This window comes from Enterobacter sp. IF2SW-B1 (assembly GCF_001743375.1).
Taxonomy (GTDB): domain Bacteria; phylum Pseudomonadota; class Gammaproteobacteria; order Enterobacterales; family Enterobacteriaceae; genus Enterobacter; species Enterobacter bugandensis.
This window is the reverse complement of sequence record NZ_MJAA01000003.1, coordinates 414,130-430,698: the sequence shown is the minus strand read 5'-3', so window position 1 is coordinate 430,698 and position 16,569 is coordinate 414,130. Positions and strand designations below refer to the sequence as shown.

Here is a 16,569-nt window from a genome sequence, read left to right as displayed (position 1 = left end):
ATTCCTTCCCGACGGTTGCTTATGCTTTTTTTAGACGAGTGTTAACAGGATTACCATGACATAAGGGGCTTGTATAGCACCCGATTTATCCCTAAGTGCTTCAGCTGCCTGCCAGAAATAATGATCTTCTCGCGGCACACTTTTTTCTGTTACCTTGAACTGTTAACAAATTATTAATAATTCAGGGGCAGGGTATGACGCGTAAAGACGGACTGCTGGCGTTGCTGGTGGTCGTGGTATGGGGACTCAATTTTGTGGTCATCAAGCTGGGATTGCACAACATGCCCCCGCTGATGCTGGCCGGTTTGCGTTTTATGCTGGTGGCGTTCCCGGCGCTCTTTTTCGTCGCCCGTCCGAAAATCCCGTTAAAACTGCTGTTGGGCTACGGTCTGACCATCAGCTTTGGCCAGTTCGCGTTTCTCTTCTGCGCCATCAAGTTCGGCATGCCGGCCGGTCTGGCCTCGCTGGTGTTACAGGCGCAGGCGTTCTTTACCATTATTCTCGGCGCATTTGTGTTTGGCGAACGCCTGCAGGGCAAGCAGCTGGCGGGGATAACGCTGGCGGTATTTGGCGTGCTGGTGCTGATTGAAGCCAGCCTGAACGGTCAGGATGTGGCGCTGCTCGGGTTTATGCTCACGCTGGCGGCGGGGCTGAGCTGGGCGTGCGGCAATATTTTCAATAAGTTGATTATGCAGCACGAGGCGAGGCCTCAGGTGATGTCCCTGGTGGTCTGGAGCGCATTGATTCCGATAATCCCGTTTCTGGTGGCGTCGTTTATTCTGGATGGCCCGGAGGTGATGCTGAACAGCCTGGTCGAGATCGATCTGACCACGATCCTTTCTCTTATCTATCTGGCGTTTGTCGCCACCATCGTGGGCTACGGGATCTGGGGTTCGCTGCTGGGACGCTATGAGACCTGGCGCGTCGCGCCGCTGTCTTTGCTGGTTCCGGTAGTGGGGCTTGCCAGTGCGGCGATACTGCTGGATGAAACGCTGAGCGCGCTGCAGCTGCTCGGTGCCGTGCTGATCATGGCCGGGCTGTACATCAACGTGTTTGGCCTGCGGGTTCGCCGGGCGGCGCGGGTAAGGGGATAGGGCATAAAAAAGCCCCGCGGCTGCGGGGCAAAAACGAATCAGAGGCCGTGCTGATTATAATAAGGCACGCCTAATTCGTCGGATTTGTCGCTACCAGCACCCATGTGGTTGAAATCATAAGGCGACTGGTCATGTGCTGACGGCAAAATCATCGTGTCATGATTATTTTGCTGCGTTGCACCTGGGGTTTGCTCCGCGAAGGTCTGGCTGGAAAACAGCACCAGCAAGGCGAGGGCGGCGGAGGCGGTAACTTTCATTTTTTCCTCGGTTACGTCTTTTACAGGCGATGATTAACTACAGTGTTTTAACGGATACAGGTAACGGGATTCACCCGGCACGCTGGTAATTCGGTACTTATGAGGCGGCACGTCAAAATAGTTCTTGAACGTACGCGTGAGGGTTTGCTGTGATTCAAATCCGTAACGCTCCGCCAGATAAAGGATCGGTTCATTGCTTTCTTTCAGTTTCTGGGCAATTTCCGTCAGCTTGCGGCTGCGAATATATTGACCTAATGAATGACCGGTCTCTTTTTTGAACATCCGTTGCAGGTGCCATTTGGAGTAACCTGAACGCTCAGACACTTTTTCAAGGGAGAGCGGCGATTCCAGGTTATCTTCGATCCAGTCCAAAATGCTATGAATAGTGATAGCGTCAGTATTGCGTCTGGACATCGTCATACCTCTTTTTCTGTTTACGGCAGTATTTTCTTCAGCAAAAGCTCAAGGGTAGCCACTTCATCTGCCGTTAAGTTTTTTGTTAGTTCCTGATGCAGTGTTTGTCCTACTAATTGATGACATTGCTCGCACATAGCCGCACCATCGCTGGTGAGCCTGACCAGTACGCCGCGTTTGTCATTCGGGTTAGGGCTTCGTTCTACCCATCCTTTGCAGACGAGACGATCGAGCATGCGGGTTAACGCACCCAGATCGACAGAGAGCACCTTTTTCAGCTCAACCGGCGTGATACACACTTCGCAGCGAATGGAACACAGCACTTTGAACTGTGTTGCGGTGATATCCAGCGGTGACAGGTAGTCATTGAGCAGGCGATCTTTTTTCTGGTTAACCATATGAATAAGACGACCCAGCGGAACAACGTCGTTAAAGATATCACTGGTGCTTTTCACAATGGTTGCCCTGGCAAGTAGTTTAATCACGGCAGATATTATTGCTCAGGCAAGTATAAGTCAACTGAATGAATCAGCCGATGCCACGAATTGCTAAAACGTTTCATGAACGATTTTTGCAACCTTTCAAATCAGGAAGATAACAAACGGGTATCGTTCCCAAAGGAAAACTATCGTTACGTTGCGCCGATGGCTGAACGTCACACTTTCACCCTATAATTGCGATGTTAAATGTGGATAAGGACAACGACGCACTATGTTGGATTTGATTAAAGCAATTGGTCTCGGGCTGGTGGTACTGCTGCCGTTAGCTAACCCGTTAACGACGGTGGCGCTGTTCCTGGGGCTGGCAGGGAATATGAACAGCGCCGAGCGCAACCATCAGTCGATGATGGCTTCGGTGTATGTGTTTGCCATTATGATGGTGGCCTACTACGCCGGACAGCTGGTGATGAACACCTTCGGGATTTCAATTCCCGGGCTGCGTATTGCGGGCGGGCTGATTGTAGCCTTTATCGGCTTCCGCATGCTGTTCCCGGCGCAAAAAGCGCACGAGTCTCCGGAGGCAACCAGCAAATCTGAAGAGCTGGAGTCCGAACCGAGCGCGAATATTGCTTTTGTACCGCTGGCCATGCCGAGTACGGCCGGGCCGGGTACCATCGCGATGATCATCAGTTCTGCATCGACGGTGCGCGACAGCTCTACCTTCCCGGACTGGGTACTCACCGTTGCGCCACCGCTAATTTTTGCGCTTATTGGGGTTATCGTGTGGGCGTCTCTGCGCAGTTCCGGTGCGATCATGCGCTGGGTGGGCAAGGGCGGTATCGAGGCGATTTCCCGTCTGATGGGCTTCTTACTGGTCTGTATGGGTGTGCAGTTTATAATTAACGGCGTGCTGGAGATTATTAAGACCTACCACTGATGTCATTGCCGGGTAACGGATTACCCTTACCCGGTATGTAAAGTATTTATTAAATGAATACAAATAAATTCCGGAAAAATACTTTTTTAATTCAAACCGGGTTAAATGAGCATAGCCAGACTTGTCGCTCGTTAGTTCTTAAAGTAATGTACTGCACTCATTTCTTTTCAGGATAGTGTCATGCGTGCAAAATATTCTTTTATCGTACTCAGTACGTTGCTGTTTTCATTTACTGCCACTGCAGGCTTGTTCGATTCTGCGCCCGAATTTAAATGTGGTCGTGAGGATGCCGTTGCTGCTATGCAAGCAAAAATCAGAGATGATGCAATGAGTAAATTGCAGGAAACGTATCTGGCAACGCCTTCGCAATTTTATGGAAAACCACTTAAATCATACCAGGAAAAAGCAAATCAAATAGCCATTCATCTGGAGAATGTTACAACTAAACCCTTTGATAAAAATGATTCAAACCGCAGTTGCTCCGCTAAGGTCACGCTCGCCATACCTACGGAAATCCTTGGGTTTATTGCAGCCTATCCTCAGAAACTAGAGCGGATAAATCAAGGTGGTGGCAAGGTGCTTAATAACAGTGTTCAATGGGATAATTTTGTATATATATTATCCCTGGCGGACAATGAGAAAGACATTTCAGCATCCTATGAATATTCTGACAGAGATTATGTCTCCCAGTCATTGGTCGATATGACTATGCTGGCCATGAATAAATCCGAATTTGAGAAAGCCGATCTCAACAACAAATTAAACGATGCAGTGCTGGCCTATTCTGAGAACGATAGTCAACTCAATAATCTCTGGAAATCTCTTCCAGAGTCAGTCAGGGCCTCTATGAAAAAAGAACAGAATCTCTGGATTAACGAGAAGGCTAAAAAATGCGGGAAGATCAGTGATGCGTCTTCCACTGCCACGCCTGTTGAAACAAGAATTAATATCTATCAGTGCCAGGCTGACATAACCCATGAAAGATATGTCTATCTGGGTGGAGAGGAAGAAAGACAGTATTAATACTTATACTGTGGGTCAATCTGACCTGCTGATGTTGTCGATACGGTTATGCCACGCAAGTAATTTCCCCATGCAGTGTGGCATCGTACGGGCGTCCTGATTTCAGGACGCCATGCGCCACCCGGCATAAATAAACCTCAACCGTGCTGCCCCTGTTCCTCCAGCGCCACCGGCCACTTGCGGAAGATGAGTACCGACCAGACGAGCGCGACGAGCGCCGGAATCGCCCCCAGATAGCCAATCGCCGACATCGATACGTGCAGGCTAATCTGATTGCCCACCAGCGCCCCTGCACCAATCCCCAGATTGAATATCCCCGAGAACAGCGACATCGCCACGTCCGTGGCATCCGGCGCCAGGGCCAGGACTTTCACCTGCATGCCGAGACCAATAATCATGATCGCCACGCCCCAGAACAGGCTCAGGATCGCCAGCTGGCTTTCGCTACCTGACGCAGGCAGCAGCAGCACCAGGCACGCCAGCAGCAGGCCGATGGCGCTGCTCACCAGCAAGGAGGCATGCTGGTTACCCAGTTTACCAAACAGCACGCTGCCAATAATGCCCGCGCCGCCGAGAATGAGCAGTAAGAGGGTGGCAAAGTTTGCGCTAAAGCCCGCGACCACCTGCACAAACGGTTCAATGTAGCTGTACGCCGTGTAGTGCGCGGTGACCACGATAACGGTAAGCAGGTAGATACTCAGCAGCGCCGGGCGACGCATCAGCAGCGGCAGGCTTTTCAGCGAGCCGGAGTGTTCGCTTGGCAGCGCGGGCAGCAGCTTAATCAGACACACCAGCGTCACCAGCGCGCCCATGCCGATGGCAAAGAAGGTGGTACGCCAGCCGAAGTACTGTCCCACGATGCGGCCAATGGGCAGCCCCAGCACCATCGCCAGCGCGGTACCGGTGGCAATCAGGCTCAAAGCCTGGGCGCGTTTACCCGCCGGTGCGAGCCGAATAGCCAGCGACGCGGTGATCGACCAGAACACCGCGTGGGCAAAGGCAATGCCGATGCGGCTAATGACCAGCACCGTAAAATTCCACGCCATAAACGACAGGACATGGCTGGCAATGAACAGGGCAAACAGGCCGATCAACAGCCTGCGCCGCTCCATCTGGCTGGTCAGCAACATAAACGGCAAAGACATCAGCGCCACCACCCAGGCGTAGATAGTTAACATAATCCCCACCTGCGCCGTTTCCATCTGGAAGCTTTCTGCTATGTCAGACAACAGCCCAACCGGAACAAATTCTGTGGTGTTAAAAATAAATGCGGCAATGGCCAGCGTGACCACGCGTAGCCACGCGACCCTGCGGGAAACTGTGTTCGTTGTCATAGGGATGTCGGAGATTCGTTGCTGGAAAGATGAGAAGGCGATCTTAAAACGCCATACGGCGAAAACTCAACCATTATGTGACGCAGATCTCAATATTTACCTTATGAAAGCGGTAGCCGGGTGCGTTGTTTTCATTGAATATAAAAGTACGACACAGCAAAAACAGGCGGTAAGACAATGCAGGAGATTGATTTTTATCTGGTAGATGCATTCAGCAATATCTCGTTCGGCGGCAATCCGGCAGCGGTTTGCCCGCTGAACAAATGGCTGCCGGATGAAACGTTACTGAAAATGGCGCAGCAGCATAATCAGTCGGAAACCGCATTTTTCGTCTGCACTAAGGGCGGCATTGAGCTACGCTGGTTTACCACGCTCACTGAAGTCAATCTCTGCGGTCACGCCACCCTGGCCGCCGCGTACGTTCTGTTTAATGAACTCGATTACCCCGACTCGCGGATCCACTTTGATACCGCCTCTGGCCGACTGACGGTCAGCCGGGAGGGAGAGTGGATGACGCTGGACTTCCCGGCGTGCCCGACCCGTGAAGAGACGCCGCCGCCGGAGATGCTCGCGGCGCTCGGTATCCGCCATTACGTTGAAGCCCGTAAAGGCCGCGCCTGGGTGATTGTGCTGGAAAATCCCCGGCAGGTTGAAGCGCTTGCGCCGCGCTTTTCGGCGATGACGCCGGGCGAGCATAAAGTGAGCGTGACTGCACCGGGTGAAGGGGAATATGACTTTGTCAGCCGCTTCTTCTCACCGGGCGTTGCCGTTCCGGAAGATCCGGTGACCGGATCCGCGCACACGATGCTGATCCCCTACTGGAGCGAAAAGCTGGGGAAAACGGCAATGTTTGCCCGTCAGGTTTCGGCGCGCGGCGGGGATGTGCGCTGCGAGCTGAAAGGGGAGCGCGTATTGATGAGCGGTCAGGCGTCGTGCTACCTGAAAGGCACTGTGTATCTGCGCTAAAACTGATAACAAAAGAGGAAGAGACAATGCGGGAAATTGATTTTTATCTGGTGGATGCCTTCAGCGACAAAACCTTTGGCGGCAACGCGGCAGCGGTATGTCCTCTGGAAGAGTGGCTGCCGGACGAGACGCTTCTCAAAATGGCACAGCAGCATAACCAGTCGGAGACCGCGTTTTTTGTGCGAACCGACGGCGGATTTGAACTGCGCTGGTTCACCACGCTGCATGAAATTAACCTCTGCGGCCATGCGACCCTCGCGGCATCACACGTCATTTTTGAGTATCTGGACTATCCGCACACGGAAATCCACTTTACCACGCGCTTCGTGGGGGAGCTGACGGTCAAACGCAGTGGCGACTGGCTGACGCTGAATTTCCCCGCATGGTCCACGGAGGTCGTCGATAACCCACCGCCTGCACTGTTTAGCGCGCTGGGCATCCCGGCGGCAAAAGAGGTGCGCGTCGGGCGAGACTACCTCGTGGTGCTGGAGAGCCAGCAGCAGGTGGAGGCATTAATGCCGGATATTGGCGCGATGGTTCCGCTGGGCAAAATGGTCTGCGTAACCGCGCCGGGCGAAGGGGAATATGACTTCGTCAGCCGCTTTTTCTGCCCGGGCGAAGGGGTGCCGGAAGATCCGGTTACCGGGTCCACGCACAGCATGCTGATCCCCTACTGGAGTGAAAGGCTGGGTAAGACGTCGCTCAACGCCCGCCAGGTGTCGTACCGCGGCGGGGATCTTCGCTGCGAGCTGAAGGGCGACCGCGTACTCATTGCCGGTCAGGCCACCCTGTACCTGAAAGGGCGGATCTTTTTACGCTAGCGGCTGCGCGATAAGTTAATACTATGAAGCAGCCTGGCAGGCCTGCGCTATGTTGACATTGAGTTTCACAAATAAAGCAAGGAGCCTGCCATGTATTCCATTACCTCTGAATCTGCACGTCACCCGGACATTCTTATGCTGATTGCGGCCCTCGACCGTTATCAGAGCGAACTCTATCCCGCCGAAAGCAACCATCTGCTCGATCTTTCAGAACTGCCCGCGACATCCCTTATCCTGATGATCGTCCGCGACCCGCAACTTCAGGCCGTTGGCTGTGGAGCTATCGTGCTCAACGGCGACGGAACGGGGGAGATGAAGCGGGTTTATATCGATCCGGCCCATCGCGGGCAACATCTGGCTGAGAAGCTGCTGGCCGCGCTGGAAGATGAGGCCCTGAGCCGTCACTGCCATACCGTACGGCTGGAAACGGGCATCAAACAGCATGCCGCGATTCGTCTTTATGAACGAAGCGGCTACGATCGGCGTCCGGCGTTTGCCCCGTATGTGGACGATCCGCTCAGCCTGTTTATGGAGAAGGCGCTGGTTGAAGACGTTCGTTTAGCAGCGCTATAAACGCTTCCAGCTGGCGGGTCATCGCCCCGCGTCTCCACACCAGCCAGGTAGTGAGCCAGCGCCAGTTTTCCGCCAGCGGCCAGGCTTCAACCTGATGGTGGCCCGGCATACTTTCCAGCATTGAGCGCGGCATCAGCGCGATGCCCGCGCCCGCGATGACGCAGGCGAGCATGCCGTGATAGGACTCCATCTCATGAATGCGTCCCGGGGCGGCTCTGTCTGCATGAAACCAGCTCTCCAGGTGTCGGCGATACGAGCAGTTTGCGCGAAAGGCATAAACATCGCTGCCGCTCACCTGCGCAGCGCGCGTTACCTCCGTCTGCCCGGCAGGGGTGACCAGCATCATCTCTTCCCGGTAGACCGGCATCCCCTCCAGCTCCGGGTGCGACAGCGGCCCGTCGACAAAGGCGGCGCTCAGGGTTCCCTCCAGTACGCCATCAATCATCGTCCCGGACGGCCCGGTAGAAAGGGCAAACTGGATGCGCGGATAGCGCTGGTTAAACTGCGCCAGCGTCTCAGGGATGCGTACGGCGGCGGTGCTCTCCAGCGCGCCGAGGGCAAACAGCCCCTGCGGCTCATCGCCCGCGACGACCATGCGCGCTTCATCCACCAGCGCCAGGATCTGCCTGCTGTAGCGCAGGAAGTTATGCCCGGCGGGAGATAAGCGCAAGCGCTGGTTCTCACGAATAAACAGCTCCACGCCAAGATCGGCCTCCAGCTGGCGGATGCGGGTCGTCAGATTCGAAGGAACGCGATGCACCTTCTGCGCCGCCTGGGTGATGCTGCCCGTCAGCGCGACGGCGTTGAACATTTCAAGCTGGGTTAAGTCCATAGCATTCTCGTTTCGTGAATAAGGTGGTCAGTATTATTCATTTTTAAGAAATAGCAGAGTGAGCCACACTTAATCAACCGAAATGCGTGGAGAACATCATGAAATATTCATCTGCTACACATGCTCTGTCCGTTAACCCTGCAACGGGCGAAACGCTCGCCTCGTATCCTTGGGCGACGCAGGAAGAGGTTGAACGTGCCATCGCGCTGGCTGATGCGGGCTTTCGTCACTGGCGGTGCGAAAGCGTAGCCCACCGGGCGCAGAAGCTGCGCGATCTCGGCACCGCGCTGCGCGGTCGCGCGGAAGAGATGGCCCGGATGATGTCCCGCGAGATGGGAAAACCCATTCAGCAGGCGCGGGCGGAAGTGGCGAAATCAGCGGGCCTTTGCGACTGGTATGCCGAACATGGCCCGGCGATGCTGAATGCTGAACCCACGCAGGTCGAGAATGACAACGCGGTCATCGAGTATCGTCCGCTGGGGCCAATTCTGGCGGTGATGCCGTGGAACTTCCCGCTCTGGCAGGTGCTGCGCGGCGCGGTGCCGATCCTGCTGGCAGGCAACAGCTATCTGCTCAAACACGCGCCCAACGTGCTCGGCTCGGCGGAACTTATCGCGCAGATTTTTGCGAACGCCGGCTTCCCTGAAGGGGTATTCGGCTGGGTGAACGCCACCAATGACGGCGTAAGCCAGGCGATTAACGATCGTCGCATTGCGGCGGTAACCGTCACCGGCAGCGTGCGCGCCGGGGCAGCCATTGGCGCGCAGGCAGGGGCGGCGCTGAAAAAATGCGTTCTTGAGCTGGGGGGTTCTGACCCGTTCATCGTTCTCAACGATGCCGACCTGGATCTTGCCGTGAAGGCGGCGGTAGCAGGGCGCTACCAGAATACCGGGCAGGTGTGCGCGGCGGCCAAACGGTTCATTGTGGAAGAGGGTATTGCAGACACCTTTACCCGACGCTTCGTTGACGCCGTCGCCGCGTTAAAGATGGGCTCGCCGGATGAAGAAGAGAACTACCTTGGCCCGATGGCGCGCTATGATCTGCGCGATGAACTGCATCAGCAGGTGCAGGCGAGCCTGGCAGAAGGGGCAACGCTGCTGCTGGGGGGAGAGAAAATCAGCGGTGAGGGGAATTATTACGCGCCAACCGTGCTGGCGAACGTCACCCCATCGATGACGGCCTTCCGCCAGGAGCTGTTTGGTCCGGTCGCGGCCATTACGGTTGCGAAAGACGCGGCGCACGCCCTGACGCTTGCCAATGACAGCGACTTTGGCCTGTCTGCCACGGTCTTCACCGCCGACGCAGCGCTAGCGGATAAATTCTCTCGCGAGCTGGAGTGCGGCGGGGTGTTTATCAACGGATACAGCGCCAGCGACGCGCGCGTGGCCTTTGGTGGCGTGAAGAAAAGTGGCTTTGGCCGCGAGCTTTCCCATTTTGGTTTGCACGAGTTCTGTAATGTGCAGACGGTGTGGAAGGATCGCGTGTAATTTATTCGGCCCTCATCACGAGGGCCGTTGTCATTTATCTGCAATGGTTCTGTCATTTTCGTTTCGTAGACTCGCACGCGTCTAACGTCTTGTTACTGAAGAAAATTATGAACCTAACGCAAATTTTTCGCCGTATTGCGCAGCGTCTTATCCCTCGCCAGTTTGGCCTGTTGACGGGTATCTTTTGTATTATTGGCCTTTTCTCCGCGCTGCAGCTTTCCTCATCCTTTCTGCTGAACGCCTCCCTGAAGGAAGCTCAGCGCAATGAACGACAAAACCTGCTGGCGTATCAGCAGCAGAGCAAGCTGGATCTGGCGCGCGTCTCCCTGCTGGCGGCGAGCGATCTGCTCAACCGCTCCGGCGTCTGGTTTATGCAGGATAAAGAAACCGGCTCGGAAGGAAGCTGGCACAGCCTGATGGACGACGCACAAAAGTCGCTGGCGGTTTCTCAGCAGGCATGGAAGGCCTGGCTGGCGCTCAGCCCGCCAAAAGATGAGGCGCTGATTAATAGTTACCAGCTTTTCTACGATGCCATTAAGGAGCAATCGGAAGCGCTTGTCAGAACCAATTCGATTGATGCCTTTTTTGCCGTGCCGGCACAGGCGTTTCAGACCGACTTTAACGACAACTACGCGCGCTATCAGCAGGCCAGCGAGAAGCAGGCCATGCAGGGGCGTCAGGCTTTAATGGCGCAGCTCTCCAGTCTGCAAACGTTGTTCCTGCTGGCACCGGTTCTGCTACTCGCCATCGCCGCAGCCGTCTGGTTCGGCATGTCCAGGTGGGTGATTACGCCGCTGCGTCGGCTTATTGCGCATATTAACCGGCTGGCCGCTGGAGATCTCTCCGGCACGCCGCCAAACGTGATGCGCTTTAACCGGGAGACGGGGCAGCTTAGCGACAGCGTTGCCACCATGCAGCGCGGCTTGCAGCAGCTGGTGACGCAGGTCAGCCACGCCACAGCCACGATGGTGGAGAACATTGGCTCCCTCGCGGAGGGAAACCAGAAGCTGTACCAGCAGTCGGCGCGTCAGGCAAAGGAGCTGGAGGAGGTTACAGCGCATATCGCGGCGCTGGAAACCCACGTGGAAGGGAATACCGGCTATGCCCGCCTCGCCAGCTCGCGCGCGGATGAAGCGCGTCAGGCTGCCGTAGGAGGCGACCAGATGATGTCGACCGTGAATGCCTCCATGCAGGCGATCGTCGAGCGATCGTCAGAGATGCGCGGGATCGTGGCGATGATCGACAGCGTGGCGTTTCAGACTAACATTCTGGCGCTCAACGCCGCCATTGAGGCCGCCCATGCAGGAAACCAGGGGCGCGGGTTTGCCGTCGTCGCCCGGGAAGTCGGGCTCCTGGCGCGAAAGAGCAGCCACTCGACGCAGACCATTCAGGAGTTGATCAACCGCTCCGTGCAGGGCATTGAAGACGGCTCCCGCGCCGTGAATCTGATGGAAGAGAACCTGCAGCAGGTCACCGGTCTGGTGGGCAATTTAAGCAGTTTGCTGAATGAAATCTCGACCGCCACGCTCAGTCAGGGAGAAAGTATTCACCAGATGACGCGCCAGCTTCAGGCGCTGAATCAGGTCTCGCGCCAGACGGATCTGCTGGTTTCTGACGCCTCGGAGGCCTCTGAACGCCTGCAAAAGCAGTCCGATCTTTTATTGCAGGCCGTTTCGCGTTTTCGTCTTAGCGCCTGACGCAATACATTAGCCTCTGTTATACTCGCAGCCCGTTTTAGCCTGAGGGCAAGGAGCAAAGAGTGGCTGCGGTCATCCATAATGAGATGCTGGACGAGATTCTGGCGCAGGTTCGTCCGTTATTAGGAAAGGGGAAGGTAGCCGACTACATTCCGGCCCTTGCCTCGGTGAGCGGGAATAAGCTGGGCATCGCTATCTGTACCATAGACGGACAGCGATACCAGGCAGGCGATGCCACTGAACGCTTTTCTATTCAGTCTATTTCTAAAGTGCTGAGTCTGGTCGCGGCGATGCGCCAGTATGAGGAAGAAGAGATCTGGCAGCGCGTGGGAAAAGATCCGTCCGGCCAGCCCTTTAACTCACTGCTTCAGCTCGAAATCGAGCAGGGTAAACCGCGTAACCCCTTTATCAACGCCGGGGCGCTGGTGGTCTGCGATATGCTGCAAAGCCGCCTCAGCGCACCGCGTCAGCGAATGCTTGAGATTGTTCGTCAGCTTTCTGGCGTGGACGACATTGCCTATGATTCAGTGGTGGCGCGCTCGGAGTTTGAACACTCGGCCCGCAACGCGGCTATCGCCTGGCTGATGAAATCCTTCGGTAACTTCCACAACGACGTGGCGACCGTGCTGCAAAACTACTTCCATTACTGCGCCCTGAAGATGAACTGCGTTGAGCTGGCCCAAACGTTTCTGTTCCTTGCGCACCAGGGGCACGCACCGCATCTCGATCAGGAGGTGGTTTCCCCGCTTCAGGCGCGTCAGGTTAACGCCCTGATGGCTACCAGCGGCATGTATCAGAACGCCGGGGAGTTTGCCTGGCGGGTTGGCCTTCCGGCCAAATCGGGCGTTGGCGGCGGGGTGGTGGCGATAGTGCCGCATGAAATGGCGATTGCCGTCTGGAGCCCGGAGCTGGATGAAACGGGAAATTCACTTGCCGGCGTGGCGGTTCTGGAGAAGCTGACCCAGCGCCTGGGACGTTCTGTATACTGATGTCTGACCTGGATCCCCTTTTTTCCCGCCTGGCGCGATCGACGTTTCGCTCGCGCTTCCGCTTAGGCAATAAGGAACGACAGTACTGCTGGGACAAAGGCCCCGAAACCATTGACCAGCATGCTGCCGATTTTGTCGCTAAACGCCTTGCACCCGCGCAACCCGCCAACGACGGCAAGCAGACGCCCATGCGTGGCCACCCGGTGTTTATCGCCCAGCATGCCACCGCGACCTGCTGCCGGGGCTGTCTGGCAAAATGGCATAACATTCCCCAGGGCGTGCAGCTGAGCGCGCAGCAGCAACATTATATCGTCAGCGTGATCCACCGCTGGCTGGTGATACAGATGAACGCCCAAAAATGATATTTAATGCGTTCTGCGCTTACCGCCTGCAGCTTCGTACCCGGCTGGCGGACGAGCAAATCGTCATAACGCATTGACGTGAAATGGATAGCGGCTTAACAGGACGTCGAACGCTGACAATGTCTCGGTTTAAGCTACGCTTTGAGTAACGCTTTACGTCAGGAGACATTATGAAAGCACCTGCAACACCTGAAAATGAAATTGACAGACTTAACGCGCTGCGCGAATCGGGTCTGCTTGAGATTGACAGTTCCCCGGCGTTTGACCGCTTAACGCGTCTGGCAAAACGCTTTTTCCAGGTGCCGCTGGCCATGGTCAACCTTATTGATGAGCATACGCTGATCGTTAAGTCGGCGGATGGGCATGCACCCGATTCCGTTCCGCGCAACATCTCTTTTTGTGGCCATACCATCCTCACCGAAGCACCGCTGATCGTCGGGGATATGCTTCAGGACGATCGTTTTGCGGATAACCCGCTGGTGGCCGGCGAACCTCGCGTGCGGTTTTACGCAGGCTTTCCGCTGCGCTTACGCAACGGCGCAAGCGTTGGCTCGCTTTGCCTGATTGACTACGCACCGCGGGAGTTCTCAGCGACCGATCTCGCCGTGCTGGGGGATTTGGGCGCGCTGGCTGAAGATGAGTTTGCGGCAATCAGCGCGGCGACCACGGATGAATTGACCGGATTATTCAACCGGCGGGGCTTTAACCAGCTCGTGCGGTTCACGCTCTCCATCGCCCGACGCCGGGCGGAGCCGTTAACGCTCGGCTGGCTGGATCTGGATCGTTTCAAGGAGATTAACGATCGCTACGGGCACGAAGAGGGGGATAAGGCGTTAAAGACCATGGCGCAGCTGATGCGCGCCTCTTTCCGCGAAGCGGATATGCTGGTTCGTTTTGGTGGCGATGAGTTTGCCGTGCTGTTTGCTGATACGGATGAGAAGGGCGCGTGGATTGCCATGCAGTATCTCGCCGAGCAGGTCGAAAACTACAATGCACGCAAGCTACATCCGTGGTCGCTTCTTTTCTCCTGGGGGCTGAGCGAATTCGATCATAACGGCAACGACCTGCAGCAGTGGCTCAAAGATGCCGATGAAAAAATGTATGCCATGAAGCAGCAGCGGCAGCGGGCCAGATGACATAACAAAAGCGTATGACCGTTCCGTTTGCGTTAATGAAATGTTAAATGCAAAGTGAGGGTATTCAACGTAAGGACAAAAAATGAATACCTCACTGCAAATCAAAAACCTCACCCGCGACGACATTCTCACCCATCTTGATGCGCTGGCCGGGATCCTCGAAAACTGCGTAAACGGCGGCGCATCCGTCAGCTTTATGCTGCCCTTTAACCTGGAGAAGGCCCGTTCATTCTGGCTCGGCATAGCTGACAGCGTAGGGCGCAACGAGCGCGTGGTGCTGGCCAGTATTGATCCGCAGGAGGGCGTCATCGGCACGGTGCAACTGATTACCGACCAGCCGGAAAACCAGCCGCACCGTGCGGACGTGGCAAAGCTGCTGGTTCATGAAAAAGCGCGTCGAAAAGGGGCCGCAATGGCGCTGATGGAAGCGCTGGAAGCTGAGGCCCGGGCCAGAAACATTTCGGTTCTGGTGCTCGATACCTCCACCGGCAGCGGCGCCGAAACCTTCTACCAGCGTGCCGGCTGGCAAAAGGTCGGTGAGATCCCGCGCTACGCCCTGATGCCGGACGGCGCTATGACGGCCACGTCGGTGTTCTATAAATTCTTATAATTTTTACACAACCACGCCGGGGATTGATCGAAACAGGGTTTCTGGTCGTAAAGTTTTGATAAGTTATCGTACCAATCTTATCAGGCTGTATGACTAATCATAAAAGGAACCCTCTTGTGAACACGCTCAACCGTCGTGATTTTCCCGGTGCGCAGTATCCCGAACGCATTATTCAGTTTGGCGAAGGCAATTTCCTGCGTGCGTTTGTCGACTGGCAAATTGACCTTTTGAATGAACATACCGATCTCAACGCCGGTGTGGTTATCGTTCGTCCTATTCAGAGCGACTTCCCCCCGTCGCTGAACACGCAGGATGGGTTGTACACCACCATCATTCGTGGCCTGAATGAGCAGGGCGAAGAGGTGAGTGAAGCCCGACTTATCCGCTCTGTTAACCGTGAAATCAGCGTCTACGACGATTACGACGCCTTTCTGAAACTGGCACACAGCCCGGATATGCGCTTTGTTTTCTCGAACACCACCGAAGCCGGAATCAGCTATCACGCGGGGGATAAATTCGACGATGCGCCTGCCGTCAGCTACCCGGCGAAGCTAACGCGCCTGCTGTTTGAGCGCTTTAGCCACTTTAACGGCGCGCCTGACAAGGGCTGGGTTATCATTCCGTGTGAACTGATTGACTACAACGGTGACGCATTGCGTGAACTTGTGTTGCGCTATGCCCAGGAGTGGGCGCTGCCTGCCGCCTTTATCCAGTGGCTGAACGAGGCAAACCACTTCTGCTCGACGCTGGTTGACCGTATCGTGACCGGTTACCCGCGCGATGAAGTGGACACGCTTGAGGCCGAGCTGGGTTATCACGATGGGTTCCTGGACACGGCTGAACACTTTTATCTGTTTGTCATTCAGGGGCCAGCCTCGCTGGCTGGTGAACTGCGCCTGGATAAGTACCCGTTAAACGTGCTGATTGTCGACGACATCAAGCCCTATAAAGAGCGTAAAGTCGCCATTCTTAACGGTGCGCACACGGCGCTGGTACCGGTGGCCTATCAGGCCGGGCTGGATACGGTTGGCGAGGCGATGAATGATGAAGACGTGTGCTCTTTCGTCGAAAAAGCAATTTATGAGGAGATTATTCCGGTTCTCGATTTGCCCCGCGACGAACTGGAGTCGTTCGCCAGCGCGGTAACAGGGCGTTTTCGAAATCCCTACATCAGACACCAGCTGCTTTCCATCGCGCTCAACGGCATGACCAAGTATCGCACGCGTATTCTTCCGCAGCTGCTGGCAGGGCAGAAGGCCTCAGGTCAACTGCCAGCGCGTCTGACGTTTGCGTTAGCGGCACTGATCGCATTTTATCGCGCGGAGCGTAACGGAGAGAACTATCCGGTGCAGGATGATGCGTTCTGGCTGGAACGTTATCAACAGCTATGGGCGCAGCATCGCGATAATCAGCTCGCTACCCGCGAACTGGTGCACGCCGTGCTGAGCGTAGAAGCGCACTGGGAGCAGGACCTGACGAAGGTGGACGGTCTGGTTGATCAGGTGACGCGGGATCTTGATGCCATTCTGCTGAAGGGCATGCGCTCAGCGGTGAAGCCGCTTTGCTAATTACGTGACCCGGCTTCGGCCGGGTTTAA

At 55.6% G+C, this 16,569-nt stretch carries 18 protein-coding genes; 13 read left to right on the top strand and 5 right to left on the bottom strand.

The window, feature by feature from the left end; translation table 11 throughout:
* Nucleotides 1-194: 194 nt before the first annotated feature.
* On the top strand, nt 195-1,094 hold the full coding sequence (gene eamA, locus A6013_RS09690) for an O-acetylserine/cysteine exporter (protein ID WP_028013137.1): 900 nt from the start codon (nt 195-197) through the stop codon (nt 1,092-1,094).
* 38 nt (nt 1,095-1,132) lie between these two features.
* Here eamA and marB read toward each other — a convergent pair whose 3' ends face one another.
* The 3 genes from marB to marR are packed head-to-tail and all read right to left on the bottom strand — an operon-like array spanning nt 1,133 to nt 2,220.
* Nucleotides 1,133-1,351, bottom strand: a complete 219-nt coding sequence (marB, locus tag A6013_RS09685; RefSeq protein WP_028013138.1) for a multiple antibiotic resistance protein MarB — start codon at nt 1,349-1,351, stop codon at nt 1,133-1,135.
* A gap of 33 nt (nt 1,352-1,384) precedes the next feature.
* The gene (gene marA / locus A6013_RS09680; protein WP_008502237.1) at nt 1,385-1,765 is read right to left on the bottom strand and encodes an MDR efflux pump AcrAB transcriptional activator MarA; all 381 of its coding nucleotides are present in this window, start codon (nt 1,763-1,765) and stop codon (nt 1,385-1,387) included.
* 20 nt (nt 1,766-1,785) lie between these two features.
* Nucleotides 1,786-2,220 carry a multiple antibiotic resistance transcriptional regulator MarR gene (gene marR, locus A6013_RS09675; RefSeq protein ID WP_028013139.1) on the bottom strand — a complete coding sequence of 145 codons (435 nt, stop codon included), beginning with the start codon at nt 2,218-2,220 and terminating at the stop codon, nt 1,786-1,788.
* Between the two features lie 256 nt (nt 2,221-2,476).
* Between marR and A6013_RS09670 the strand changes: the two genes are divergently transcribed.
* Together A6013_RS09670 and A6013_RS09665 are read left to right on the top strand one after the other, a co-directional pair.
* Complete coding sequence (locus A6013_RS09670) at nt 2,477-3,142, top strand: MarC family NAAT transporter (protein ID WP_041909999.1); 666 nt, start codon at nt 2,477-2,479, stop codon at nt 3,140-3,142.
* 180 nt (nt 3,143-3,322) lie between these two features.
* Nucleotides 3,323-4,165: a lysozyme inhibitor LprI family protein gene (locus tag A6013_RS09665; RefSeq protein WP_069732968.1), complete on the top strand. Its 843-nt coding sequence runs from the start codon at nt 3,323-3,325 to the stop codon at nt 4,163-4,165.
* Nucleotides 4,166-4,302: 137 nt separating this feature from the next.
* Here A6013_RS09665 and A6013_RS09660 read toward each other — a convergent pair whose 3' ends face one another.
* Nucleotides 4,303-5,499, bottom strand: a complete 1,197-nt coding sequence (locus tag A6013_RS09660) for a sugar transporter (RefSeq protein ID WP_041909997.1) — start codon at nt 5,497-5,499, stop codon at nt 4,303-4,305.
* Between the two features lie 177 nt (nt 5,500-5,676).
* On the opposite strand from A6013_RS09660, the gene A6013_RS09655 reads away from it, so the two are divergent.
* The 3 genes from A6013_RS09655 (at nt 5,677) to A6013_RS09645 (ending at nt 7,859) form a co-directional block, all read left to right on the top strand.
* Nucleotides 5,677-6,465, top strand: a complete 789-nt coding sequence (locus tag A6013_RS09655; RefSeq protein ID WP_028013142.1) for a PhzF family phenazine biosynthesis protein — start codon at nt 5,677-5,679, stop codon at nt 6,463-6,465.
* A gap of 26 nt (nt 6,466-6,491) precedes the next feature.
* Nucleotides 6,492-7,286, top strand: coding sequence for a PhzF family phenazine biosynthesis protein (locus A6013_RS09650; protein ID WP_048999560.1), 795 nt, complete (start codon nt 6,492-6,494; stop codon nt 7,284-7,286).
* A gap of 90 nt (nt 7,287-7,376) precedes the next feature.
* Nucleotides 7,377-7,859 (top strand): GNAT family N-acetyltransferase, encoded by a 483-nt coding sequence (locus A6013_RS09645; RefSeq protein WP_047368544.1) that lies wholly within the window; start codon nt 7,377-7,379, stop codon nt 7,857-7,859.
* Here A6013_RS09645 and A6013_RS09640 read toward each other — a convergent pair.
* Nucleotides 7,813-8,691 (bottom strand): LysR family transcriptional regulator, encoded by an 879-nt coding sequence (locus A6013_RS09640; protein WP_028013145.1) that lies wholly within the window; start codon nt 8,689-8,691, stop codon nt 7,813-7,815. The genes A6013_RS09645 and A6013_RS09640 overlap by 47 nt on opposite strands.
* A gap of 98 nt (nt 8,692-8,789) precedes the next feature.
* Between A6013_RS09640 and sad the strand changes: the two genes are divergently transcribed.
* From sad to A6013_RS09605, 7 genes are all read left to right on the top strand, one after another.
* On the top strand, nt 8,790-10,178 hold the full coding sequence (gene sad / locus A6013_RS09635) for a succinate-semialdehyde dehydrogenase (RefSeq protein WP_069732967.1): 1,389 nt from the start codon (nt 8,790-8,792) through the stop codon (nt 10,176-10,178).
* Between the two features lie 107 nt (nt 10,179-10,285).
* Nucleotides 10,286-11,875, top strand: a complete 1,590-nt coding sequence (locus A6013_RS09630; protein ID WP_069732966.1) for a methyl-accepting chemotaxis protein — start codon at nt 10,286-10,288, stop codon at nt 11,873-11,875.
* A gap of 62 nt (nt 11,876-11,937) precedes the next feature.
* A complete protein-coding gene (glsB, locus tag A6013_RS09625; protein WP_028013148.1) occupies nt 11,938-12,864 on the top strand; it encodes a glutaminase B in 927 nt (308 codons plus the stop codon).
* Nucleotides 12,864-13,226: a DUF4186 domain-containing protein gene (locus A6013_RS09620; protein WP_045260515.1), complete on the top strand. Its 363-nt coding sequence runs from the start codon at nt 12,864-12,866 to the stop codon at nt 13,224-13,226. The genes glsB and A6013_RS09620 overlap by 1 nt, the downstream gene beginning before the upstream one ends.
* Nucleotides 13,227-13,396: 170 nt before the next feature.
* On the top strand, nt 13,397-14,362 hold the full coding sequence (locus A6013_RS09615; RefSeq protein WP_069732965.1) for a sensor domain-containing diguanylate cyclase: 966 nt from the start codon (nt 13,397-13,399) through the stop codon (nt 14,360-14,362).
* Between the two features lie 82 nt (nt 14,363-14,444).
* Entirely contained in the window at nt 14,445-14,972 is a 528-nt protein-coding gene (locus tag A6013_RS09610; RefSeq protein WP_045260516.1) for a GNAT family N-acetyltransferase, read from the top strand.
* Nucleotides 14,973-15,088: 116 nt separating this feature from the next.
* Nucleotides 15,089-16,540, top strand: coding sequence for a tagaturonate reductase (locus A6013_RS09605; protein ID WP_069732964.1), 1,452 nt, complete (start codon nt 15,089-15,091; stop codon nt 16,538-16,540).
* Nucleotides 16,541-16,569: the final 29 nt, after the last annotated feature.

Bases quoted from the DNA above. Each gene is read 5' to 3' on its own strand.
- marB (WP_028013138.1), bottom strand. From the start codon at position 1,351: ATGAAAGTTACCGCCTCCGCCGCCCTCGCCTTGCTGGTGCTGTTTTCC.
- A6013_RS09670 (WP_041909999.1), top strand. From the start codon at position 2,477: ATGTTGGATTTGATTAAAGCAATTGGTCTCGGGCTGGTGGTACTGCTG.
- A6013_RS09610 (WP_045260516.1), top strand. From the start codon at position 14,445: ATGAATACCTCACTGCAAATCAAAAACCTCACCCGCGACGACATTCTC.
- A6013_RS09615 (WP_069732965.1), top strand. From the start codon at position 13,397: ATGAAAGCACCTGCAACACCTGAAAATGAAATTGACAGACTTAACGCG.
- A6013_RS09630 (WP_069732966.1), top strand. From the start codon at position 10,286: ATGAACCTAACGCAAATTTTTCGCCGTATTGCGCAGCGTCTTATCCCT.
- A6013_RS09645 (WP_047368544.1), top strand. From the start codon at position 7,377: ATGTATTCCATTACCTCTGAATCTGCACGTCACCCGGACATTCTTATG.
- A6013_RS09665 (WP_069732968.1), top strand. From the start codon at position 3,323: ATGCGTGCAAAATATTCTTTTATCGTACTCAGTACGTTGCTGTTTTCA.
- A6013_RS09660 (WP_041909997.1), bottom strand. From the start codon at position 5,499: ATGACAACGAACACAGTTTCCCGCAGGGTCGCGTGGCTACGCGTGGTC.
- A6013_RS09620 (WP_045260515.1), top strand. From the start codon at position 12,864: ATGTCTGACCTGGATCCCCTTTTTTCCCGCCTGGCGCGATCGACGTTT.
- sad (WP_069732967.1), top strand. From the start codon at position 8,790: ATGAAATATTCATCTGCTACACATGCTCTGTCCGTTAACCCTGCAACG.
- A6013_RS09640 (WP_028013145.1), bottom strand. From the start codon at position 8,691: ATGGACTTAACCCAGCTTGAAATGTTCAACGCCGTCGCGCTGACGGGC.
- A6013_RS09650 (WP_048999560.1), top strand. From the start codon at position 6,492: ATGCGGGAAATTGATTTTTATCTGGTGGATGCCTTCAGCGACAAAACC.
- A6013_RS09655 (WP_028013142.1), top strand. From the start codon at position 5,677: ATGCAGGAGATTGATTTTTATCTGGTAGATGCATTCAGCAATATCTCG.
- eamA (WP_028013137.1), top strand. From the start codon at position 195: ATGACGCGTAAAGACGGACTGCTGGCGTTGCTGGTGGTCGTGGTATGG.
- marA (WP_008502237.1), bottom strand. From the start codon at position 1,765: ATGTCCAGACGCAATACTGACGCTATCACTATTCATAGCATTTTGGAC.